Origin of the sequence: Vitreimonas sp., from assembly GCF_036392335.1 — a bacterium.
GTDB lineage: Bacteria > Pseudomonadota > Alphaproteobacteria > Caulobacterales > Aquidulcibacteraceae > Vitreimonas.
The window spans coordinates 1-20,406 of record NZ_DASVYD010000049.1; the positions used below are offsets into that span (position 1 = coordinate 1).

Below are 20,406 nucleotides of genomic sequence, written 5' to 3' on the forward strand. Positions count from 1 at the left end.
CGGGGCGGCGGTGCAAGACGCGCTGGTGCGCGTCGGCGAGATCAGCGTCGACAAGAAGGCCCGCCGTTTCACGGCGATGATCAATCGTTTTCGCTGGGAGAGCGCGGGCGAGCGCGGGCCGTATGAGCGCGTGCGCGCGGCGCTGTCGTTTGACGGCGTCATGGGCGTGAAGAGCAAGCGCGTGCGCCAGGACATTTCCGACGCATTGGCGTCGGTGCTGTCGGTGACTTTTGAGGCCGATTCCGAGCCGCCTTCCGGCACGGTGCGCATCCTATTGGCTGGCGGCGGCGAGATCGCCGTCCAAGTCGAGTGTCTGGACGCCGTGCTGGTGGATATTGGTCCGGTCTGGCCCACGCCGCGCCGGCCCGATCACGAACGCGCCTGAACGCAGATGAGTGAGCGCAACCGCCTCGCCGATGTGGTCTTGGACGAAGCCTCGCTTGCGCCCGCTAGTCCCAATGCCGAGCACGAGCGGCGCATTGCGCTATTTGACCTAAAAGAAAGCAATTCGTTCGCGGTCGCCGGCGAGGACCGTGGGCCGTACTTGTTGATGCTCGGACAATCGGACGGGCGGCTCGCGTTTGACGTCAGCGACGAAGCGGGAGAACGCGTCCTGCTGCACCATTTGCCGATGCAGGTGATGCGCAAGCTGGTCAAAGATTATCTGATGATCTGCGACAGCTATAACAACGCGATCCGCACGGCCGCGCCCAGCCAGATCGAGGCCATCGATATGGGCCGGCGCGGGCTGCACAACGAGGCTGGCGAGGCGCTCATGGAAGCGCTCGCGGGCAAGATCGAGATCGATCTGGAAACCGGGCGACGGCTCTTCACGCTGGTTTGCGCGCTGCATGTCCGGGCCTGAGACCCTGCCGGGGTCGGTGCTGTTCATGTGCACCCACAACGCGATCCGTTCGCCCATGGCGGCGGAACTCATGCGGCTGCGTTTTGGGCCCTTGGTGCGGGTCGATAGCGCGGGCGTGCGGCCGCATGAGGAGGTGTCGGCGATGGCGGCGTCCGTCGTGGACGAACGCGGCGGGGACATCTCCAAGCTGCGGCCAAAGGGGCTTGAGGCTTTCGAGGAGGCCGAAGAGGGGCCATTTGACCTGATCATTACGTTGAGCCCCGAGGCCCATCACCGGGCGTTGGATATGATCCCGGCGCTCGGGCTGGCCGCCGAATATTGGCCGACCTTCGATCCATCCCTGGCGGAAGGATCGCGAGATCAAGTGCTTATGGAGTACCGGGCGGTGCGGGACACGCTTGATAAGCGTATTGCGGCACGGTTCGTCCGCCCGTCGACGGGCTAACATCGAGCGCCTATAAGGCGGCGCGCCCGGCCCGATTCAGCAAGGGCCCCAGGAGAGAGAATGGCAAAGGAAGAATTATTGGAATTCGCGGGAACCGTGGTTGAGCTGCTGCCCAACGCGACGTTCCTGGTGAAGCTTGAGAATGATCACGAGATCATCGCCCACACCGCCGGCAAGATGCGCAAGAACCGCATCCGCGTGCTGGCCGGCGACAAAGTGCTTGTCGAAATGACGCCCTATGATCTGACCAAGGGGCGCATCACGTACAGGTTCAAATGACACAGAACTCGCTCGATCGCGCCATCGTCGTCACTGGGGCCTCCACCGGCATCGGCCGGGCGGCGGTCGCGAAAGCCGTGCGCGAAGGCGCGCATGTTTTCGCGAGCGTACGCAAGGAAGCCGACGCTGAATCCTTGCGCAGCGAGTTTGGCGCGGCCGTCACGCCGCTTTTGTTTGACGTGGCCGATGAGGCTGCCGTGCGCGCCGGCGCCGCGCAAGTCGCGGCGGCGCTTGGCGATAAGCGGCTTTATGGCTTGGTGAACAATGCCGGCATCGCCGTGCCGGGGCCGTTGCTACACCTCGACACAGACGCGCTGCGCCGGCAGTTCGAGATCAATCTTTTCGGCGTGCACAATGTGACGCGCGCTTTCGCCGATCTGCTGGGCGCGGACAAGGAGCGCGTCGGCAAGCCGGGCCGCATCGTCATGATCTCGTCCGTCGGCGGGCGGAACGGCTCGCCGTTTGTCGGCCCGTATTCCGCTTCCAAGTTTGCGCTTGAAGGCTATTCGCAGTCGCTGCGCCGCGAGTTGATGCTCTACGGCATCGACGTCATCGTCATCGGCCCGGGCGCCATTGCGACGCCGATCTGGGACAAGGCCGAAAGCGAAGATCTGAAGCGCTTCTCGAACACGGATTACGCCCCGGCCGTGGAACGCGTCGCCGATTACATGCTTGCGCAAGGCAAGCAAGGTTTGCCGCCGGCGGACGTGGGCGATCTGATCTGGCATTGTCTCAGCGATCCGAAGCCGAAGGTGCGCTACGCGATCCTGCGCAAGCCGTTCATGGATGCGACGCTGCCGCGTTTGCTGCCGCCGCGCATGGTGGACAACATCATCGCCAAGCGCCTGGGTCTGACGAAGCGCACATGACGCGCCTTGTGCTCGCCAGCGCGAGTCCGCGCCGGCTGGCGCTGCTGGCGCAGATCGGCGTCACGCCGGACGATGTGATCTCAACCGATATTGATGAAACGCCGCTTGAGGGCGAGACGCCCCGTCTGCTCGCGCTGCGCCTCGCGCGGTCCAAGGCTGAAGCCGCGCGTGCGGAAGATGCGCTGGTGTTGGCGGCGGATACAGTTGTCGCCGTTGGGCGACGGGTTTTGCCGAAGGCCGAGACGGAAGCCGAAGCGCGCGCGTGCTTAGCGCTGCTCTCCGGGCGGTCGCACAGAGTCTATACAGGTGTGGCTCTTCGGAGCGCCGGCTTCCAGCCGGCAAACCGAAGCCGGCAAGATGCCGATGGACCGAAGATAGCGACGCGATTGGTGGAGACCCGCGTCGCTTTCAAACGCCTTACCGCCGAAGAGATCGACTCCTACATCGCCAGCGACGAATGGCGCGGCAAGGCGGGCGGTTACGCCGTGCAGGGCTTGGCGGCGCGTTACATCATTTCGATCATTGGCTCGTATTCGTCCGTTGTCGGCCTGCCGCTCTACGAAACCGCGCTGTTGCTTGAGGGCGCGCGATGAGCGAGCCGCTTGAGACTTGGATCGACGCCGCGATCGGCGAAACGCGCGAAGCCCTGGTGCGCGACGGCAAGCCGATTGCGCTGCGTATCGCGCGCAAGACCGACGAAGGCCGCCGCGCGCGTTGGGGCGAACTCTATTGCGCGCGGGTGCGGGAGATCGATCGGCGACGGCGCGGCGCGTTTTTGGATTTGGGGCTGCGCGACCAGTTTGGCTTCTTGCCGCTGGGCGAAGACGGCAAAGTGCGGATGCGGCGCGAGCGCGTGGCTTTGCGCGAGGGACAGGGCGTGGTTGTTTCTGTTTCGCGCGAGGCGGCGCGGAGCAAGAATCCGGTCGTTGATCTGCAGGAGGTCGGTCACGACGGTGACACGCCGCATTTGCTCGGACGCCACGATGCGGATGAAGAGCTGGTGTTAGCCAAGCCCGCCGATCCGGTGATGCGTGGCAAGCTGGATGCGGTGATCGAAGATGCGTTGGCGCGGATCGCGCCGATCCCCGGCGGCGGTGTGCTGACGATCGAGCCAACCGCCGCTTTGGTGGCGATTGATGTGGACGCCGGCGGTCGTGCGGGCTCCGGCGATCCTGAGAAGTTCGCGCTCGATCTCAATATCGCCGCGGCGCATGAGGCCGCGCGGCAGATCAGGCTGCGTGGGCTGGGCGGCGTAATCGCGATTGATTTCGTGTCGTTGCGGGCAAAAGCGCACAATAAGCAATTGGAAGAGGCGGTGCGCGCGGCGTTCTCGGGCGATCCTTGGAGCGTGCAATTCGGCGCGCTGTCGCGGTTTGGCGTGTTCGATCTGGCGCGCGCGCAATTACGGACGCCGCTGCATGAGCAGATGCGCGATCCAGATGGGCGTTTGAGCGTTGAAACGGTGGCGCTGATGGCGCTGCGTGCGATCGAACGCGAAGCGCGCGTGCAAGGCGGACGGCAGATCGCGTGCACCGTCTCGCCAGAAGTGAAAGCTTGGCTCGATGCCGGTGAGATCGATTGGCGCACCGAGTTGTCGGGCCGCATCGGCATGCGCTGGACGATTGATTCAACGCCCGCGCCGCGCGAGCGCATCGATGCGAGGGCGCTATGAGCAAGTGCGCGATTTGCGGCAAGCCGCAGGACCCAAAATACCGGCCGTTCTGCTCGAAGCGCTGCGCCGACGTCGATTTGAACCGTTGGCTGAGCGGCGGATACGCGATCCCGGCGGCTGAGGAAGACGACCCGGGCGAGGACGAGATGCCGCCGCCGGAGCGCTAAGCGCTGCGCTGTTCGTCCAGATGGCGCAGCAACATACGCACATTGCGCACGTGCGATTTGAACGCCAAGTCGAAAATGTCGCCAAGGAGCGGGATGGCGCCGACGAGCGCATCAATCGCGAGATTTAGCACCATGCGCGCTTGCATGAGCGGAGGCGCGCCGAGTTCGCGGGCGCGGAGGACGATGTAGGCACCGAGGAACGTCGTCGCGAGATCGCCGATGCCGGGGATCAGGCCGATGATCGAGTCGAAGCCGAACCTGAGTCTTGTGCCCGGAATTTCAAACCGCGAGTCCAGCCATTCAGCCAGTTGGCGGATGTCGGACGTGTCGGCGATATCACGCGCACGCAGACGCGCGACCAAGGGCTCAAAGACTGATTGCGTGGTCATGCGCGTGCAACCGCTGAGCGGGGCGCCAGGTTCCGCCTCTAGATCGGAAAGCGGGCGGCGAAGCCTTCAGGCGCAAGCCGCGCCGTGTTCGCAACAAAGCTGACGGTGTGATAGTTCCCCACTAGCGCCAAGATTTCCAATTGTTGCTCGCGCGTCCATGTGGCTTGGACCTTTGCCAGCGTCGCGTCGGCGATGCGGGCGTCGGTGCAAAGCTCGTCGACGACCGCAATGAGGAGGCCTTCATTGCTTGGCCAGCATGGCGCGTCGGCGGAGCCAAGCCGAGTTGCGGCGATCTGGTCCGCCGTAAGGCCCGCGGCTCTCGCGAAGATCGCAACATGCACGCCCCATTCATATTCACAATCGCGCTTGGCGGTGGTGCGAAGGATCACGATCTCGCGTTGCCGCAATGGCAGCGGGCTTTCCTTATCTAGCAGATTGACGACGCCCTTACGGAGAAAGCGCGTGCTGTTGGCGAAGGTGCGGAAAAGAGTCAGGAGATAGCCCTCTTGCCGCGGATAGCCGCTCAAGATTTCGGCGGCTTCACGAGAATATGGCGGTTTAAGCGGTGCGAGGACGTGCATGGTGATGATCTCTATGCTACATAAAGGGTAGCAATATGCTACAAAACCGGTAGCGTCAAGGAGCGACCATGGCGAAGGCGAAAACGCGTGTGCGTGGATCGAGCACCGGGCGGCCGATCATGGTGCTGTTCGACCTGCTCGGGCAGCGTTGGACGATGCGCATTCTCTGGGAGTTGCGCGAGGGGGCCGTGACCTTCCGCGGGCTGCGCGAGCGCTGCGACGATGTCTCGCCGACGCTATTGAACCAAAGGCTCAAGACACTGCGCGAGATGGACTTGGTCGAACTGACGGAGGGGGGATACGGCTACACGCCTTGGGGCAAGCAACTCACGGCGGAGCTGATGCGGTTGCATGCCTGGTCCGAACGTTGGGCTGCGCGTTAATCGAAGGCGGCGATTACCGGCACGTGGTCGCTGGCTTTCTCCAGACCACGGGCCCTCTTGAAAATCTCGACGCCGGTGAGCCGGTCGGCGGCCTGCGGCGAGAGCAGAAAATGGTCGATGCGGATGCCATGGTCCTTCTGCCAGGCGCCGGCTTGATAGTCCCAAAACGTGTAGCGGTGGGCGCCGCCGTCGACAGCCATGAACGCGTCGGTGAGTCCGAGATTTTGCAGTGCGCGGTAGGCGGCGCGGGTTTCGGGTTGGAACAGCGCATCGCCCGTCCAGACCGACGGATCCCAGCAATCGACGTCGCGCGGAATGACGTTGTAATCGCCGGCAAGCACGAAGCGCTCTTCGCTTTTCAGGAGGTCGCGCGCATGCGCTTGCAGCGCCGCCATGAACTCAAGCTTGAGCGTGAATTTCTCGGTTCCGATAGGGTTTCCATTAGGCGCGTAAATTGATGCGACGCGCACCGGGCCATCGGGGGCTGCGATCACGGCTTCGATGTAGCGGGCTTGGTCGTGGTTTAGACCCGGCACGCCGCGAATGAATTCTTCGATGCGGTGCTTGGAGAGAATGGCGACGCCGTTATAGCTCTTTTGCCCGAACGTCTCGATGTTGAAGCCCATCGCTTCCAGTTCGAAGCGCGGGAAGCGCGGGTCCTCGCACTTGATTTCCTGCAAGCACCAGACGTCGGCGTTCACTTCCTCGAACACCTTCATCGCCGTCGGCAGGCGGGCGAGGATCGAGTTGACGTTCCAGGTCGCGATTTTCAGTGCCATGCGCGAGGCTTATGCCCGCGCGCGGGCTCAAGCTCAACCGAACCAGCCCAGGGCGAGCGCGCCAAAGCCCAAAACGACAAGAGCCACACCGGCGGCCAGAATGTAACGGACATGGTGGCCGGTTTCGCCGGCGCGGGCTTCGTCCTGTGGAATTTCGACGTGTTCGCCGACTTTGCGAGCGCTCATGGCTGTACTCCTCAAGCCCCCGCTCTTGATATTTTCCGCCTCTTTGGCTCCGAGGGAAAGCCTTTTGGCGACCGCCATGCTAAAAGGGCGGCATGATCGTAATCCTTTGGGCCTTCACCCTGTTCCATGTCGTTGTGGGCGCGGCGAGTCTGGGCCTCGCCGTCCGGCTGCTGACGCCGGAGGAGCGGCAGCGCTGGCGCTCGCCGCTGGCGCTGCTGATCGCGGAGTTGCTCTGCTGGATTTATCCGATCGTGGCCTTCGTCGGCGCGAGCGCGGCGTGGCGCGCCTATAGCGAAGGCCACCATCTGGCCATGCCCATGCTGATCGCGCCGATCGCGTGGCTGCTGATCATGGGCCTCGTGTTCGCGATCGTGGATTTCGCTGAGGACGGCATCCTCGGCAATACGCGGAGCGCCGAATGATTGAGGGTGGTAGTGGTCCGCTCGGCTTCAAGAACGGCGCGCCTGTGTTTGTGCTCGTGGTGTTGACGGTTTTCGCGCTCCCAAGCTTTTGGCTCGGAAGCTTCTTGGTAGGCGCACTTTTGGATATGGCGCCCGCTCAGAACGCGTCGCTTCTCTATTACCTGACGGTCTTCTTGGTGTTGATGTATCCAATCATCGCCGTAATTGGGCCTGCGGCCGGCTGGTTGAACTCCGAACTCAACGAAGGGGTGCGACTTGTGTGGGCCGGCGCACACATCGTGTACTTGCCCGTCGCGCTCGGCGCGATGGTCGTGCTGGCGCCCTTATTCAGAGCGTAGCCTGCTAGAACCCTTTAAACGTCGCGATTTCATCGACTGGCGCGCGGTCGCTGCGGAGGGCGTTGATGGGTGCGTTCATGTCGGGATGGCCGAGGGCGATGGCGCAATAGATCATTTCTTGTTCTTCCAAACCGAAATGCGCTTTGAGCGGCGCGCGTAAAGTAGCCCAAGCTTCTTGCATGCATGTCGCTAAGCCGCGTTCGACAGCGGCCAGCGCGATCGATTGCATGAACATGCCCAGATGCGCCCATTGGCCGTAGCCCATGCGCTCATCGATGATTATGAAGAGGCCGACGGGGGCGCCGAAGAACTCGTAATTGCGGGCGAATTGTTGGAGGCGGCCCATCTTGTCGTCGCGCGGCACGCCGAGCAGCGCGTACATGTCCTCGCCGACCTTGAAGCGGCGTGAGCGATAGGGCTCCCAAAGATCGGCCGGATAGATGAAGCGCTCACCGATGTGCCCAGGCAGGTTCGCCTTGGCGATGTCGAGCACCTCTTGGCGCGCGTCGCCCGCGACCGCGATCACTTTCCAAGGTTGGAGATTGCCGCCCGACGGCGCGTAGCGCGCCACATCGAGAATGTCGCGCACCTGCGCTTCGGAAACGGAATCTGGCTTGAATGCGCGGATCGAGACACGTGCTTTTAGTGCTTCGTCAACATTCATCGTCTTTCCCGCGCCCGCTGCTGGATGTCTTTAGCGTATTGTCGACCGGCTTTCTGGGCGGCGTCAATTTCCGCAGCGGACATCTCGCGCGCCAGCGCCCCTGCGCGCTTGCGCGCGGCTTCGTCAGCCGACAAGGCCACCGCAGCGTAAAGCCACGACAGCGCCTCGATCGGGTCGTGGCGCATCAGCGCATCGGAGAGGTGGCGCATGGCCGGCGCGTAGCCGAGTTCGGAGGCGCGCAAGAGCCAGCGGCGATGTTCGTCGGGCGGGCACATGGTCGCGAGTTGGACCATGCCTTCGCAATCGCCGGCGCCGGCTGCGGCGCGGAAATTTGCGCGCGCCGCTTCATCGTCCTTTTCGACGCCAACGCCGGAGCGTAGCGCAATGCCATAGGCCGTCTGTGCGGCCGCGTGTCCGGTTGCGGCGGCGCGCGCGAAACAATCGGCGGAGGCGCGCTTGTCGACATCGCCGCCCAGCCCGCGCCAATAGAGCACGCCCAGATGATAGAAGCCGGCCGCGCTCTCCTCGTCGATCATCGCGTCTTCGAGCAGGCGCCGTGCGCGTTTCCATTCGCGTCTTTCGAACGCGTCGAGGCCCCGGTCGAGTTTTGTAGCGCCGAGGCCGAACATGGTCAGACCGAGAAGCTGACGCCGCAGCCGCAGCTGGTCTTGGCGTTTGGGTTCTTCACTTTGAACGCCGCGCCGATCAGCTCATCGACCCAATCCACTTCCGAGCCGAGCAGAAAGGGCAGCGACACAGGATCGACGAAGAGCTTGGCGCCGTCGCGCTCAATGATGAGGTCGTCGGCCTTGGCTGCCTTGTCGACGGCGATTTCATATTGGAAGCCCGAGCAGCCGCCGCCCTCGACCGCCACACGCAGGCCAGCGCCCGCCGGCTCCGCGGCGACCACGGCTTTGATCCGCTCGGCGGCGGCGGCGGTAAGGCCCACACTGGACATGCGTTAACGATCTCCTGAGACGCTTTCTCAAGTTGCTCGGCCCCATATATGGTCTCATCCGAGCCAAGAGGAGAAGCCGGCACGTGGCCGACGGGCAGAAACCAACAGCTGCAGCCAAGAAGGCGAAACCGGCCAAGCCGGCAGGGGAGGCTTACGTGCGTCCCGGTCGGGCGATTTACGCGACCGACCCAGCCAAATCCCGAGGCCGGCTGCACCCGGAACCCGAAAGCCGCACCCGGACGCCATTCGAGCGCGATCGGGACCGCATCGTCCACGCCAGCGCCTTCCGGCGGCTCCGGGGCAAGACCCAGGTGTTTGTGGCCCATGAGGGCGACCATTACCGCACCCGGCTGACGCACTCGCTGGAAGTGGCCCAGATCGCCCGCGCCGTGGCGCGGCAGATGGGGCTGGATGACGATTTGGCTGAGTGCCTTGGCATCGCCCACGACCTTGGTCACCCGCCATTCGGGCACACGGGCGAGGACGTGCTCGACGCCTGCATGGAGCATTACCAAGGCTTCGACCACAACGCGCAGACGCTGCGCGTGCTGACTAAGCTTGAGCGCAAGTATCCGAATTTCGACGGCTTGAATCTGACTTGGGAGACGCTGGAAGGCGTCGTCAAACACAATGGGCCGCTCATCCGTTACGGCGCGACGCTGAAGGATCTGCCGATCGCGATCCAAGAATATGTCGCGACGCACGATCTTGAACTCGATTCATGGCCAAGCCTTGAAGCGCAAGTCGCCGCGCACGCGGACGACATCGCTTACAACAATCATGACATCGATGACGGTTTGCACGCCGGGCTCTTCACGATCGAAGAGCTACGCCGCGAAGTGCCGATGTTTGAGCGTGTGCTGGTGACGGTCGAACGCGATCATCCGGGTTTGGACAATGATCGCCTCGGCGCCGAGACCATCCGCCGTCTGATCGGCGTGTGGATCGACGATTTGGTTTGGGAATCCGGCAATCGCATCGCCGCCGCCAACCCGCAATCGGTGGAAGAGGTGCGTGCGGCGGGCAAGCCGCTCGTGGGGTTCTCGGACGAGATGAACGAAAACCAGGCGGTGCTGCGGCGTTTCCTGATGGCGCGCATGTATCGGCATTGGAAGGTCAATCGCTCGCGCAGCCACGCCAAGCGCATCCTGAAAGAGCTGTTCGATCTGTTCATCGCCGAGCCGGAACTTCTGCCGCCCGACTGGCAGCAAGGCGGCGATGGCCCGCGCGGTCCACGCACCGCGCGCCGCGTCTGCGACTACATCGCCGGCATGACCGACGACTTCGCGATCGACGAACACAAGCGCCTGTTCCGTCTCGAACGCTAATTCCTCACCCGCGTGCGGGGGAGGTGGCGAGCGGAGCGAGCCGGAGGGGGCAAGTCCGTCAGCCGTTGGCGCGCGTTCGCCCCCTCAGTCGCTTACGCGACAGCTCCCCCGTGAACGGGGGAGCAGTTCGCGGGAAGAGAATCGTAACACATGCGGAATTATGGATTCCGCAGGGCTGCAATGCGCCACGTTAAGCGCAGGTGAAGGTAGGGGCGTGGTAATCTCGCGCTGATTCCGGAGCTTGGCCTTGAACTCTCGTTACGACCCCCGCGGACACGCCTATGATGACCATTCGCGTCACGCGGGCATGGTCTATATTCTGATGCTCGTCGTCGCGCTCGCGTTTGGCGGCTTTCTTTGGCAGCTCTACAGCGAGCCGGAAGTGCCGCGCATTTCCGCGCCGAGCGGGCCTTACAAAATTCAGCCGCCGCCCGAAGCCGCGAATGCGCCGGATCGCGTGGAACAAGGCGCGTTCAACGATACGCTCGAAGGCCGCACCGAGACGGCGGAAGCCACGCCGCGCGCTGGCCCCGAACAGGTGGCCGCGCCCGCTGAGGAGGCGGCGCCAAGCGGCGCTCCGCAATTGGCGGCCGATCCGACGTTCGTGTCCAATGGCCCGTACGTGGCGCAATTGGCCGCGCTGCAATCCGAAGAAGCGGTGCAACAAGCTTGGGCGCGGCTGGCGTCGCGCGCGCCGCAATTGTTTGCCTCCGCGCGGCTCGACGTGGAGCGGGCGGACTTGGGGCAACGCGGCGTCTATCACCGCATTCGCGCCGGCTATTTCGCCGACCGCGCCAATGCGTCCCGTTTCTGCGAGCGCATCCGGCAAATGGGCCAGGACTGCATCGTGACGACCCGCTAAAAGCGTGTCCATGCTCGCGTGCTCCCTTGGTCTGCGCCAACCTAAGCTCGACGCGGACACGCGCGCGTTTTTTCGCGAGGCGCGGCCGTGGAGCTTCATCCTGTTTCGGGAAGCCTGCGTGAGCCGTGAGCAAGTGCGCGTGCTGTGCGCGGACCTACGTGAAGCGGCAGGGCATGATGCTTTGGTCTGGATCGATCAGGAAGGCGGCCGCGTCGCACGCCTGAAGCCGCCGGAATGGCCGACATGGCCGCCGGCCGCGCGCTATGGCGAGCTGTTTGAACGCGATGCGAGCGCGGGGCTTGAAGCGACCCGGCTTGGGCATCGCCTGATGGCGCGCGAGTTGAAGAGCATGGGCGTCGACGCCGATTTCGCGCCCGTTCTGGATGTGCCGGTCGAAGGCAGCGACAAGATCGTTGGCGATCGCGCCTTCTCCGCTGATCCGAAAAATGTCGCGACCCTGGCGCGCGCGGCGTTGGAAGGCTTGCACGCAGGCGGCGTTGCCGGCTGCATCAAGCACATGCCCGGACATGGTCGCGCGACGGCGGATTCTCACTTGGCGCTGCCGCGGGTCTCCGCGAGCGAAGCGGAATTGGCCAGTGACGTGGCCCCGTTCGCTGCCCTTGCCGACGCCGAAGCGGCCATGACGGCGCATATCGTGTTCGATGCCTGGGACGCGGATCGCCCAGCCACCTGTTCGCCGACCGTGATCGACACCATCATCCGTGGTCTCATCGGCTTCCAAGGTCTGCTCATGAGCGACGATCTCGACATGAAGGCGCTTCAATACGCGCTGAATGGCGGACTAAAGGAACGCGCCGAGGCGGCTTTGGGCGCGGGCTGCGACGTCGTGCTGCAATGCTCCGGCGTGTTGAAGGAAATGCAGGAAACCGCGTCCGGCTGCCGCACACTTGACGGGCTCTCGCTGGTGCGGGCGCGGGCGGTGGAGGCCTTCGGCAAACGCCCCGCTGACGAATTCGATGCCGAGGCCGGCTGGGCGCGCTACAAGCAGCTTGTGAGCAATTAGGCCGCGCCAGCGGTTCCCCTTTATGAGCAACGACGAAGACCAACTCGAGTTCGATCTCGCCGCCGCCGAAGAGGCGGAGGGGCGCGAAGCGCTCGTGGTCGCGCTTGATGCATTCGAGGGGCCGTTGCATGCGCTGTTGGAACTCGCGCGCGCCAAGAAGGTCGACATCGCGAAAGTCTCGATCGCCGAGATCGCCGATCAATATCTCGCCTTCATCGCCGAAGCGCGCGCCCACAACATGGAAATCGCCGGCGATTATCTGGTGATGGCGGCGTGGCTGGCGTTGCTCAAATCGCGCCTGCTGATCCCGAAGCCGCAATTGCCGGCCGACGAACCCGATCCGCAGCAGATGGAAGAGGCGCTGCGGCAGAAGCTGATGAACCTCGCTGCCGCGCGCATGGCGGCCAAGAAACTTGAAGATCTGCCGCAGCTCGGTCGCGACGTGTTCTTGAACGGCCAGCCGCAAACCACGGTGCTGACCAAGACGACGACGTGGCGCGCGGATTTGTATGAGCTGCTCAACGCCTATTGCGCCGAGCGTTCTAAGAGCGTGCGCAAGCGCGCGTTCAAAACCTTTGTTCGCCGCGCCTATCCGCTGGAAACGGCGCGCAAGAAGCTTGAGCAGGCTTTGGTGAAGCTTGAGCAATGGACGGCGATTGAAGCGGTGACGCCGGCGGGCGAGGAGAGCAGCCCCGACGCGCCGCCGCGCGAGAGCTATATCGCCTCCACCTTCGGTGCGGCGCTCGAATTCGCCCGCGAGGGCCGTATGGAGCTGCGACAAGCGGAAGCGTTCGCGCCGCTGTTCGTGCGCGCCAAGCCGGTGCAGGAAGACGGCCGTGAGCGCTGAGACCGATCCCCCGCTCGCCGACGCGATGCGCCGGATCGAGGACGCCTTCGTTGAGGGCGGCGAGCGCCTGCGTGCGGAACCATCGCGAGACGCTATGCGCGCCGCCGAGGCGCTGCTGTTCGCCGGCGGCGAGCCGATCCCGGCCAAGGAATTGGGCGAAAGGCTTGGACCGGCGGTCGATGTCGCCGCCGTGCTGATGAAGCTGAAGGCCGATTACGCCGAGCGCGGCGTGCAGCTGGTAGAGACCGGGGCCGGCTGGCGGTTCCAATCCGCGCCCGATCTGGCGGGTCTCTTCACCGAAACCCGCGAAGCCCCTAAACGGCTGCCCAAGGCGGCCATGGAGACGTTGGCGGTTATTGCATACCACCAGCCGGTGACGCGGGCGGAAATCGAGGAAATTCGAGGCGTGAGCCTGTCGCGCGGTTCCATGGAATTGCTCCTGGAAATCGGCTGGATTCGACCCCGCGGCCGCCGTCGCACCCCCGGCCGGCCGCTGACCTTTGGGACGACGGACGCATTCCTCGGTCATTTCGGCCTAGCTTCCCTTGACGCTCTACCGGGCAAGGACGATCTCAAAAGTCTCGGTCTGCTTGATCCGCGGGCCGCGTCGATCATTGACGTGCCGCGTCCGAGCGACGAAATCGCCCCGGACGAAGAGCCGCTGTCGGAAGGTGAGGACGCGGCAAGCTTTTTCGTGGATCATATGGAAGAGGGCGAATAAGCGCCGTCGCGCCCGCCCGCTGAATTGGAGTGAATTCAAATGCATATGCCAGGGCTGATTCCGCTCCTGATCGTGCTGGGGTTGGCGTTCCTGCTGTTCAGCCGTCCGGGCCGCATCTCGGGTCTGATGGAAGATCTGGGCAAGGGCATCAAAGGCTTCCGCAAGGGCCTGACTGAGCCCGAGCAAACGCCGACGAACCCGGAAGCGCCGCCGGCCCAAGTCCGCGACCAGAATTCCGACCGCGCGCAATAAGCGCAGCGGGATAGCGGGTCCATGCTTCCGAGCCTCGGCTTCAACGAGATCATTATTCTCGGCATCCTCGCCCTTGTGGTCGTGGGTCCGAAGGATTTGCCGTTGCTGTTCCGCAAGATCGGCCGCTGGACCGCGAAGTTGCGGGGCATGGCGCAGGAATTTCGCACCGGCTTCGATGAATTGGCCCGCCAGGCCGAGCTGGATGAACTGAAGCGCGAAGTCGATGCGCTGCGCCGCACCACCTCGCTGCAAGAGATCAATCGCGAACTGACCAAGCCATTGCCGACGCTGGAAGACTACGCTGGCGTCTCGTCGCGGCCGAAGCAACTCGAAGCGCCGACAACGCCGGCGTCGCCGGGGCGCGGGCCGAGCGCTGCGCCTATCGATAGCGCCGCCGCGCCGGAGGCAGCGAATAACGCGAGCGACGAAGCGCCTGCGCCAATCGCCGAGGAAATCGAGCCAGCGCCAATCGCGCGGAGTGCGCCGTGACCGCCGCCGCTCCTGACGACGATGAAATCGAGGCGTCCCGCGCGCCTTTGATGGATCATTTGATGGAGCTGCGTGATCGGCTGGTACGCTCGATCGCCGCCGTCGTTGTCGGCTTCATTGTCTGTTTCATCTTCGTCGATCCGCTTTTCATGTTCCTCGCGCAGCCGTTCCAAACGGCGATGGCGGTGGCGCACCCGGAACGCGCCGGCGAGGCGATCGAACTGATCAATACCGGCGCGTTCGGCTTCTTCTCGGTGAAGATGCAGATCGCGCTGTTCGGCGGCATCGTGCTCGCCTTCCCAATCGTCGCTTGGCAGGTCTATGCCTTCATTGCTCCGGGCCTCTACAAGCGCGAGCGCATGGCCGTTGCGCCGTTCATGATCGCAGCGCCCGTCATGTTCACGCTGGGCGCTGCGTTCGTGTTTTACGTCGCCATGCCGTTCGCGCTGAATTTCGCGCTGACGCAGGAAGTGACCGACGGCCCGGTGCGGGTGACGTATCTGCCAAAGGTCGAGGAATATATGGGCCTGGTCACCACGCTGGTGCTGGCGTTCGGGCTCATGTTCCAGTTGCCGGTCGTGCTGTCGCTGCTGGGCAAGGTTGGCATCGTGTCGACCAGGCTGCTGCAGCAGGGCCGCCGCTACGCCATTGTCGGCATCGCCGCCTTCTCGGCCCTGGTTACCCCTAACGACGTCATCTCGATGTTCGTCATGGCCGTGCCGGTGTACCTGCTCTACGAAATCTCGATCTGGATCGTCGCCGCCATGGAGCGGACCCGCGCGAAGGAAGAGGCCGGCATGGCGGTTGCGCCGCCGGCCCCGTAGCGCTCGCGTCGCGGTTCGGCTAAGCGAACCGCACTATGCACGATATTCGAGCCATTCGCGAAAACGCCGCTCTTTACGACGCCGCCTGGGCGCGTCGGGGCCTCGCGCCACAAGCGCAGAAGATCATCGACATCGACGCCAGGCTGCGCACGGCCTCCACGGCCAAGCAGGAGGCGGAAGCGCAACGCAACGCGTCGTCCAAGGCGATTGGTCAGGCCAAGGCGCAAAAGAACGAGGCGGAAGCCGAGCGGCTGATGACGCAAGTCGCGGCGCTGAAGCAGCGCATCGAGGAAACCAGCGCGGAAGAGGCCAAGCTCTCGAAGCAGCGCGACGATCTCTTGGCCTCGCTGCCGAACCTGCCAGACCCCCAAGTGCCGGATGGCGCCGACGAGCACGGCAATGTCGAAGTGCGTCGTTGGTACAAGACGGATGGCGCGGAGCCGCCGGCCCTCGATCTCACCGCCGATCACGTCACGCTGGGCGAGAACCTCGGCATGATGGATTTCGAAGCGGCTGCGCGTCTCTCGGGCGCGCGCTTCGTGGCGCTGAAAGGCCAACTCGCGCGGCTTGAACGCGCGCTGGCGGCGTTCATGCTCGACAAGCACTCGACGCAGAATGGCTTTACCGAAGTGGCGCCGCCGCTGCTGGTGAAAGACCACGTGATGTTCGGCACCGGTCAATTGCCGAAATTTGTCGACGATCAATTCACAGCGGCGCGCACGGTGAGCCGCGAGGAATTGTTGTTCGAAGCGCTCGATCGCTTCGACGAGGAATTCGCCAAGCGTGGCGGCCAAGCCAAGCCCACGGAGGTGATGAAGGAGCTGCTGGAAGTCGCGCCGACGCGCGAGGATTTCTGGCTGATCCCAACCTCGGAAGTCGCGCTGACCAATCTGGTGCGTGAACAAATCCTCGCTGAAGACGCGCTGCCCACGCGCATGACGGCGGACACGCCGTGCTTCCGCGCCGAAGCGGGGGCGGCCGGGCGCGATACGCGCGGCATGATCCGCATGCACCAATTCCGCAAAGTCGAACTCGTGACGATCGCGACGCCGGAGCAGAGCCATGACGAGCACGAGCACATGGTGCGCTGCGCGGAGGACATCCTGAAGGCGCTCGAGCTGCCGTTCCGCACGATGCTGCTGTGCTCGGGCGACATGGGGTTCAGCGCGAAGAAGACCTACGATCTCGAAGTCTGGCTGCCGAGCCAGGGCAAGTATCGCGAGATCAGCTCGTGCTCGAATTGCGGCGACTTCCAAGCCCGCCGCATGAATGCGCGCTTCCGCAACAAGGAAGGCCGCACGGAATTCGTGCACACGCTGAACGGCTCAGGCCTGGCCGTGGGGCGTACGCTTGTGGCGGTGCTGGAGAATTACCAGAACGCCGACGGCTCGATCACCGTGCCGAAAGCGCTGGTGCCGTACATGGGCGGGCTGGAGCGGATTTCCCGTTAGGTTGCCGTCTGCGCTTTTCGCCAGCGCGCGTGCAGCACGAAGGCGGCGATCGCAAAGGCAAGCTCAATGGCGCTGCCTGCGATCGCGCCCACTTGCGCGTTCGCCTTGAGGAAGATGAGCGCCATCGCAGCGCCGGCCAGTGTGAGCCCAAGCGCCCAATAGAAGCGCATGCCGTAGATGGCCGCGAAGGTGAGATAGCGCCCGCCGATGACCAGCAGCATGGCTGGGAAGAACCAGTCCATGCGTTGGAGATGCGCCACGTAAACCAGCGGCAGGCTGAAGATCAGCCAGAAGGTTGTCGCTGCGGCCAATCCGCCAAGCGGGTTTGCTTTGTCATGTCCGCCGCTTGCGCCGAACAGCTTGCAGATCACGATCCCGACCGGATGGATCAGCATGCCGCCGATGAAAAGCACCCAAACCGATTGCTCTGGGGAAACCAAGAGGGCTGTGGCGGCGGCGGCGGCCCAAGCCAACGACGACGCTAGAATTCCGCCCGCGCCGCTCAAATAGCCGCGCCGCATGTCGGCTTGTGCTGCCCGCAGATCGTTCATGGCGTCCCCCTCAAGCGGTGACGCTAGCGTGCTGTGAGGATAGAGACCAGCGTTGCGCCGGATGTGTCCTCGGGTAATGCGCGAAAATCCGCCTTCGTCTCCAGCGCCACGCTGAGCAATCCCTGAAAGATCCTGCGCGGCAATGTCTGCGCGCCGAATTGCGCCAGATGCGGCGTGATGAATTGGGCGTCGAGCAATTTGAAGCCGCCAAAGCGCAGCCTCGCGGCGAGGTGGACCAAGGCAGCTTTGCTGGCGTCCGTGGCGCGCGAGAACATGCTCTCGCCAAAGAACGCCCCGCCGATCGCCACGCCATAGAGCCCGCCGACCAATTCGCCCTCGATGCGCGCCTCTACGCTGTGGGCCACGCCCTTGCGGTGGAGGTCGAGATAGAGCGCGCGGATGTCCGGGTTGATCCAAGTGTCTTCACGATCGGGGCCGGGGGCCGCGCAGCCGTCGATCACGGCGGCGAAGTCACGGTCGATGCTGAAGCGGAAATGGTCGCCGCGCAGCGTGCGCGCGAGGCGGCGCGGCACGTGGAAGTTGTCTAACGGAAAGATGCAGCGCCATTCGGGGTCGACGATGAAAAAGCCGTCGTCGTCGCGGCTTTCCGCCATCGGAAAGACGCCGCGCCGATAGCACGCCAGCAGATCGTCGGTGGTGAATGGTTTCACGCGCGCCAGGATGCCAAACCCCGGCGCGCCTGGAAACGGGATTAAGCCGCGAGTGCGAGCGCCAGGAAGGCGAGCGCGATCAAAAGCGCCCACAAGGCGGCGTTGTTCTGTGCCATGGATAATCAGCCCTTAAGATTTGAGGGCCGATCTGCAAGCGCGGCGCCCATTAACCGCTAGGTGGGCGGCAGGCCCATCAATTCAGGCGGCGCACCGTGCCGCTCGGGCCAGTCAAGCCAAGCCACGTCGGTTGGGCCGATTGCGAACTCGAGCACACTCCAACGGTTGTTTTCTCGTTTGATAAGGAGCGCGTACGTCACGCCGTCAGCGTCGAGCGCGCCCTCGCGCGCCTGCGCAGCGTAGGGCGTGATCGTCCAATCGACGGCCGTCCCATCGCCCAAACGTGGGTGCGCAACGACCCACGCGAAGTCGCCGCTCCTTTCGAACGTTTCCAAGTTCATGTTTACGGGCTGGTTCAGCGCCCGCCCGATTGCGTCATTCAGCGCGGAGCGCGCCATGCAACGCTCGTCGGTGGTGGCGCAGGCAAGCGCGTAGCTGGCGGTTTGTTCGTACGCGCCGGTAGTGGGCGGTTGTGGCTGTTCGCGCTCGGAGCAGGCGGCGAGCCCCAGGCAAAACGCAACAAGCAACGCCCGCATGATCAGACTCCGGCTTCGGTCTTCGCTTTCAGATTCTGTTCGAGCCAGTGGATCGAATATTCGCCATTGATCACGTCGGGCTCGTTCACGAGGTCGCGGAAGAGCGGCAGCGTGGTGTCGACGCCGGTGATCACCATCTCGTTCAACGCGCGCTTCAAGCGCATCAGGCACTCGGAGCGATCGCGGCCGTGGACGATCAGCTTGCCGATGAGCGAGTCATAATTCGGCGGGATCGAATAGCCGGCATAGATCGCGCTATCGAGCCGCACGCCCAAGCCACCCGGCGGGTGATAGCCGGTGATCTTGCCAGGCGATGGCGCAAAGGTGCGTGGGTTCTCTGCGTTGACGCGGCACTCGATGGCGTGGCCGTTGAACTTCACGTCCTTCTGCTTCACCGAAAGCGGCGCGCCGTCGGCGATGCGGATCTGTTCGCGCACGAGATCGATGCCGGTGATCATCTCGGTGACCGGATGCTCAACCTGCAGGCGCGTGTTCATTTCGATGAAATAGAATTCGCCGTCTTCGTAGAGATACTCCACGGTGCCGACGCCGAGATAGCCGAGCTTCTCGATCGCATCCGCCGTGATCTTGCCGATGCGCGCGCGTTCGTCCGCGTTCAGGGCGGGAGACGGCGCTTCTTCGAGCACTTTCTGGTGGCGGCGTTGCAGCGAGCAATCGCGCTCACCCAGATGGATGACGTTGCCGTGGCTGTCGGCGACGACTTGAATTTCGATGTGGCGCGGCTTGGTGAGATATTTCTCCATATAGACTTCGTCATTGCCGAACGCGGCTTTGGCCTCGGCGCGTGCGGTGGAGAAGGCTTCAACGACGTCGTCAGCTGTGCGCGCGACCTTCATGCCGCGCCCGCCGCCGCCCGCAGCGGCCTTGATCAGCACCGGATAGCCGATCTTTTTGCCCCACTTCTTGGCGTCTTCTTCGGTGGCGATGCCGCCATCAGAGCCGGGCACCACGGGCATGCCGGTGTCGATCGCGGCTTGCTTGGCGGCGATCTTGTCGCCCATCAGACGGATGTGTTCGGCCGTCGGGCCGATGAAGGTCATGCCGTGCTGGGTGACGATCTCGGCGAACTTGGCGTTCTCGGAAAGAAAGCCGTAGCCCGGATGGATCGCTTGCGCGCCAGTGATTTCGGCGGCGGCGATGATGCTCGGAATGTGCAGATACGATTTGCCGGCGGGCGGCGGGCCGATGCACACGCTCTCATCGGCGAGGCGCACGTGCATGGCGTCCGCGTCGGCGGTGGAGTGCACCGCGACCGTGGCGATGCCCATCTCTTTGCACGCGCGATGGACGCGCAGAGCAATTTCGCCGCGGTTCGCGATGAGGACTTTTTCAAACATGGAAAACTCCTCCCCCGTTCACGGGGGAGGTCCCGAGCGAAGCGAGGGGGAGGGGGAAAGTCCGGCCAGCATGGCGCCGCCCCCCCTCAGTCATCGCGCTACGCGCGCTGACAGCTCCCCCGCAAGCGGGTGAGCAGTTACGCGGCGCCGCGCTCATTCCAAAATCACCAGCGGCTCGCCGTATTCGACGGGCTGGGAGTCGGCGACGAGAATCGCGACCACCTTGCCCGCGCGCGGCGCCGGGATCGGATTGAAGGTCTTCATCGCCTCGACGACCATCAAGGTCTGACCAGCGGTGACGCTATCGCCAACTTTGACGAACGTGGCAGCGCCGGGCTCCGGCGAGAGGTAGGCGGTGCCGACCATCGGCGAGGGCAC

The 20,406-nt window shown here is 64.0% G+C and carries 32 protein-coding genes; 20 read left to right on the forward strand and 12 right to left on the reverse strand.

Annotation, left to right across the window (positions count from 1 at the left end; all coding sequences use genetic code 11):
• From VF769_RS11540 to VF769_RS11575, 8 genes are all read left to right on the forward strand, one after another.
• Window positions 1–385, forward strand: a 385-nt coding sequence (locus tag VF769_RS11540) for a DUF2948 family protein (protein WP_331008560.1), incomplete at its 5' end; no start/stop codon positions are given.
• Between the two features lie 6 nt (window positions 386–391).
• Window positions 392–865 carry a UPF0262 family protein gene (locus VF769_RS11545; RefSeq protein ID WP_331008561.1) on the forward strand — a complete coding sequence of 158 codons (474 nt, stop codon included), beginning with the start codon at window positions 392–394 and terminating at the stop codon, window positions 863–865.
• Window positions 852–1,310, forward strand: coding sequence for a protein-tyrosine-phosphatase (locus VF769_RS11550; protein ID WP_331008562.1), 459 nt, complete (start codon window positions 852–854; stop codon window positions 1,308–1,310). Before VF769_RS11545 ends, VF769_RS11550 begins: the two co-directional genes overlap by 14 nt.
• Before the next feature lie 60 nt (window positions 1,311–1,370).
• Window positions 1,371–1,589: a translation initiation factor IF-1 gene (gene infA, locus VF769_RS11555; RefSeq protein ID WP_135210512.1), complete on the forward strand. Its 219-nt coding sequence runs from the start codon at window positions 1,371–1,373 to the stop codon at window positions 1,587–1,589.
• Window positions 1,586–2,458, forward strand: coding sequence for an SDR family oxidoreductase (locus VF769_RS11560; RefSeq protein WP_331008563.1), 873 nt, complete (start codon window positions 1,586–1,588; stop codon window positions 2,456–2,458). The genes infA and VF769_RS11560 overlap by 4 nt, the downstream gene beginning before the upstream one ends.
• Complete coding sequence (locus VF769_RS11565; protein WP_331008564.1) at window positions 2,455–3,051, forward strand: Maf family protein; 597 nt, start codon at window positions 2,455–2,457, stop codon at window positions 3,049–3,051. Before VF769_RS11560 ends, VF769_RS11565 begins: the two co-directional genes overlap by 4 nt.
• Window positions 3,048–4,130 carry a ribonuclease E/G gene (locus VF769_RS11570; protein WP_331008565.1) on the forward strand — a complete coding sequence of 361 codons (1,083 nt, stop codon included), beginning with the start codon at window positions 3,048–3,050 and terminating at the stop codon, window positions 4,128–4,130. Before VF769_RS11565 ends, VF769_RS11570 begins: the two co-directional genes overlap by 4 nt.
• Window positions 4,127–4,297 (forward strand): DNA gyrase inhibitor YacG, encoded by a 171-nt coding sequence (locus VF769_RS11575; protein ID WP_331008566.1) that lies wholly within the window; start codon window positions 4,127–4,129, stop codon window positions 4,295–4,297. The genes VF769_RS11570 and VF769_RS11575 overlap by 4 nt, the downstream gene beginning before the upstream one ends.
• Here the strand turns inward: VF769_RS11575 and VF769_RS11580 are convergent.
• A complete protein-coding gene (locus tag VF769_RS11580; protein WP_331008567.1) occupies window positions 4,294–4,686 on the reverse strand; it encodes a DUF4112 domain-containing protein in 393 nt (130 codons plus the stop codon). The genes VF769_RS11575 and VF769_RS11580 overlap by 4 nt on opposite strands.
• A gap of 38 nt (window positions 4,687–4,724) precedes the next feature.
• Window positions 4,725–5,267 (reverse strand): carboxymuconolactone decarboxylase family protein, encoded by a 543-nt coding sequence (locus VF769_RS11585; RefSeq protein WP_331008568.1) that lies wholly within the window; start codon window positions 5,265–5,267, stop codon window positions 4,725–4,727.
• A gap of 68 nt (window positions 5,268–5,335) precedes the next feature.
• Here VF769_RS11585 and VF769_RS11590 point away from each other — a divergent pair, with 68 nt between their 5' ends.
• Entirely contained in the window at window positions 5,336–5,650 is a 315-nt protein-coding gene (locus tag VF769_RS11590) for a helix-turn-helix domain-containing protein (protein WP_331008569.1), read from the forward strand.
• On the opposite strand, the gene VF769_RS11595 is transcribed toward VF769_RS11590, so the two are convergent.
• Both VF769_RS11595 and VF769_RS11600 read right to left on the reverse strand, forming a co-directional pair.
• Entirely contained in the window at window positions 5,647–6,423 is a 777-nt protein-coding gene (locus VF769_RS11595; RefSeq protein WP_349258133.1) for an exodeoxyribonuclease III, read from the reverse strand. The two genes, VF769_RS11590 and VF769_RS11595, sit on opposite strands and share 4 nt — an antisense overlap.
• 39 nt (window positions 6,424–6,462) lie before the next feature.
• Window positions 6,463–6,615 carry a hypothetical protein gene (locus VF769_RS11600; RefSeq protein WP_331008571.1) on the reverse strand — a complete coding sequence of 51 codons (153 nt, stop codon included), beginning with the start codon at window positions 6,613–6,615 and terminating at the stop codon, window positions 6,463–6,465.
• A 92-nt stretch (window positions 6,616–6,707) separates the two neighbouring features.
• On the opposite strand from VF769_RS11600, the gene VF769_RS11605 reads away from it, so the two are divergent.
• Window positions 6,708–7,037, forward strand: a complete 330-nt coding sequence (locus VF769_RS11605; protein ID WP_331008572.1) for a hypothetical protein — start codon at window positions 6,708–6,710, stop codon at window positions 7,035–7,037.
• Window positions 7,034–7,375, forward strand: coding sequence for a hypothetical protein (locus VF769_RS11610; protein WP_331008573.1), 342 nt, complete (start codon window positions 7,034–7,036; stop codon window positions 7,373–7,375). Before VF769_RS11605 ends, VF769_RS11610 begins: the two co-directional genes overlap by 4 nt.
• A gap of 4 nt (window positions 7,376–7,379) precedes the next feature.
• On the opposite strand, the gene VF769_RS11615 is transcribed toward VF769_RS11610, so the two are convergent.
• The 3 genes from VF769_RS11615 to erpA are packed head-to-tail and all read right to left on the reverse strand — an operon-like array spanning window position 7,380 to window position 8,997.
• Window positions 7,380–8,039: a nitroreductase gene (locus VF769_RS11615; RefSeq protein WP_331008574.1), complete on the reverse strand. Its 660-nt coding sequence runs from the start codon at window positions 8,037–8,039 to the stop codon at window positions 7,380–7,382.
• Window positions 8,036–8,668 (reverse strand): hypothetical protein, encoded by a 633-nt coding sequence (locus VF769_RS11620; RefSeq protein ID WP_331008575.1) that lies wholly within the window; start codon window positions 8,666–8,668, stop codon window positions 8,036–8,038. Before VF769_RS11620 ends, VF769_RS11615 begins: the two co-directional genes overlap by 4 nt.
• 2 nt (window positions 8,669–8,670) lie before the next feature.
• Window positions 8,671–8,997, reverse strand: a complete 327-nt coding sequence (gene erpA / locus VF769_RS11625) for an iron-sulfur cluster insertion protein ErpA (RefSeq protein WP_331008576.1) — start codon at window positions 8,995–8,997, stop codon at window positions 8,671–8,673.
• Between the two features lie 155 nt (window positions 8,998–9,152).
• Between erpA and VF769_RS11630 the strand changes: the two genes are divergently transcribed.
• The 9 genes from VF769_RS11630 (at window position 9,153) to serS (ending at window position 16,795) form a co-directional block, all read left to right on the forward strand.
• Window positions 9,153–10,325 (forward strand): deoxyguanosinetriphosphate triphosphohydrolase, encoded by a 1,173-nt coding sequence (locus VF769_RS11630; protein ID WP_349258134.1) that lies wholly within the window; start codon window positions 9,153–9,155, stop codon window positions 10,323–10,325.
• 247 nt (window positions 10,326–10,572) lie between these two features.
• The gene (locus VF769_RS11635; protein ID WP_331008578.1) at window positions 10,573–11,187 is read left to right on the forward strand and encodes an SPOR domain-containing protein; all 615 of its coding nucleotides are present in this window, start codon (window positions 10,573–10,575) and stop codon (window positions 11,185–11,187) included.
• Window positions 11,188–11,197: 10 nt separating this feature from the next.
• Entirely contained in the window at window positions 11,198–12,211 is a 1,014-nt protein-coding gene (nagZ, locus tag VF769_RS11640; protein ID WP_331008579.1) for a beta-N-acetylhexosaminidase, read from the forward strand.
• A gap of 22 nt (window positions 12,212–12,233) precedes the next feature.
• Entirely contained in the window at window positions 12,234–13,058 is an 825-nt protein-coding gene (locus VF769_RS11645; RefSeq protein ID WP_331008580.1) for a ScpA family protein, read from the forward strand.
• Entirely contained in the window at window positions 13,048–13,779 is a 732-nt protein-coding gene (scpB, locus tag VF769_RS11650) for an SMC-Scp complex subunit ScpB (RefSeq protein ID WP_331008581.1), read from the forward strand. The genes VF769_RS11645 and scpB overlap by 11 nt, the downstream gene beginning before the upstream one ends.
• Before the next feature lie 45 nt (window positions 13,780–13,824).
• Window positions 13,825–14,031: a Sec-independent protein translocase TatA gene (locus VF769_RS11655; protein ID WP_331008582.1), complete on the forward strand. Its 207-nt coding sequence runs from the start codon at window positions 13,825–13,827 to the stop codon at window positions 14,029–14,031.
• Between the two features lie 21 nt (window positions 14,032–14,052).
• Window positions 14,053–14,520, forward strand: coding sequence for a Sec-independent protein translocase protein TatB (tatB, locus tag VF769_RS11660; protein WP_331008583.1), 468 nt, complete (start codon window positions 14,053–14,055; stop codon window positions 14,518–14,520).
• The gene (gene tatC / locus VF769_RS11665; protein ID WP_331008584.1) at window positions 14,517–15,344 is read left to right on the forward strand and encodes a twin-arginine translocase subunit TatC; all 828 of its coding nucleotides are present in this window, start codon (window positions 14,517–14,519) and stop codon (window positions 15,342–15,344) included. The genes tatB and tatC overlap by 4 nt, the downstream gene beginning before the upstream one ends.
• 35 nt (window positions 15,345–15,379) lie before the next feature.
• Complete coding sequence (gene serS / locus VF769_RS11670; protein WP_331008585.1) at window positions 15,380–16,795, forward strand: serine--tRNA ligase; 1,416 nt, start codon at window positions 15,380–15,382, stop codon at window positions 16,793–16,795.
• Here serS and VF769_RS11675 read toward each other — a convergent pair.
• The 5 genes from VF769_RS11675 to VF769_RS11695 form a co-directional block, all read right to left on the reverse strand.
• Entirely contained in the window at window positions 16,792–17,346 is a 555-nt protein-coding gene (locus tag VF769_RS11675; protein WP_331008586.1) for a DUF7010 family protein, read from the reverse strand. The two genes, serS and VF769_RS11675, sit on opposite strands and share 4 nt — an antisense overlap.
• A 23-nt stretch (window positions 17,347–17,369) precedes the next feature.
• The gene (aat, locus tag VF769_RS11680) at window positions 17,370–18,017 is read right to left on the reverse strand and encodes a leucyl/phenylalanyl-tRNA--protein transferase (RefSeq protein ID WP_331008587.1); all 648 of its coding nucleotides are present in this window, start codon (window positions 18,015–18,017) and stop codon (window positions 17,370–17,372) included.
• Between the two features lie 173 nt (window positions 18,018–18,190).
• Window positions 18,191–18,670, reverse strand: coding sequence for a hypothetical protein (locus VF769_RS11685; protein ID WP_331008588.1), 480 nt, complete (start codon window positions 18,668–18,670; stop codon window positions 18,191–18,193).
• A 2-nt stretch (window positions 18,671–18,672) separates the two neighbouring features.
• Window positions 18,673–20,028: an acetyl-CoA carboxylase biotin carboxylase subunit gene (accC, locus tag VF769_RS11690; RefSeq protein WP_331008589.1), complete on the reverse strand. Its 1,356-nt coding sequence runs from the start codon at window positions 20,026–20,028 to the stop codon at window positions 18,673–18,675.
• A gap of 153 nt (window positions 20,029–20,181) precedes the next feature.
• The coding region (locus tag VF769_RS11695; RefSeq protein WP_331008590.1) for an acetyl-CoA carboxylase biotin carboxyl carrier protein at window positions 20,182–20,406 on the reverse strand (225 nt) is incomplete at its 5' end.